Origin of the sequence: Antiquaquibacter metalliresistens (genome assembly GCF_029211225.1) — a bacterium.
GTDB classification, from domain to species: domain Bacteria; phylum Actinomycetota; class Actinomycetes; order Actinomycetales; family Microbacteriaceae; genus Rhodoglobus; species Rhodoglobus metalliresistens.
On sequence record NZ_JARGEM010000032.1, the window covers coordinates 1 to 510 of the forward strand.

Annotated in this window: 1 protein-coding gene; it reads left to right on the forward strand. The window is 45.9% G+C overall.

Annotated features, from left to right (window positions below; translation table 11 throughout):
- Positions 1-381: hypothetical protein (locus PYV02_RS15340; RefSeq protein WP_275759949.1), on the forward strand; the 381-nt coding region annotated here is incomplete at its 5' end.
- Positions 382-510: the final 129 nt, after the last annotated feature.

The following is a 510-nucleotide window of genomic DNA, read 5'->3' on the forward strand; positions in this document are numbered from 1 at the left end:
CTCAACAGGGTGGCCAGCAGCAGCAAGGTGGCTCTCAGCGCCAGGGTAACCAGTCTGATCGTCTTGAAGAAGACGAAGATGAGGATCTGGGAACTACAAACCCTAGCAGAAGGGATACTTCAGGCGGCAACCAGGGTGGCTCTCAATCAGATCGTGGTAACCAGGGTGGCTCTCAACAAGGCAACCAGGGTGGTTCACAATCCGGCCGCAGTGGCAACCAAGGTGGCTCTCAACAAGGCAACCAAGGCAACCGCTAGAAAAAGACGTTTAACACGACTATTTATTACCCTTCTAAAGCAAAACTTTAGAAGGGTATTTTTTTGCTGTCCGCCCTTCCATCTCGCAAACCTTGGAACGGTTTTTATACCTATTAAGGTGTAACAAACAAAGATCTTTAAACAATGACTTGAATATGTAAGAGCCGATACCAGCTTTTACTTGTCATTATGAAAGCAGTTTTCAGTTGTGTGTGTGATTAATGAAAAAAGATGTGCTAGTCCTAGCACATCT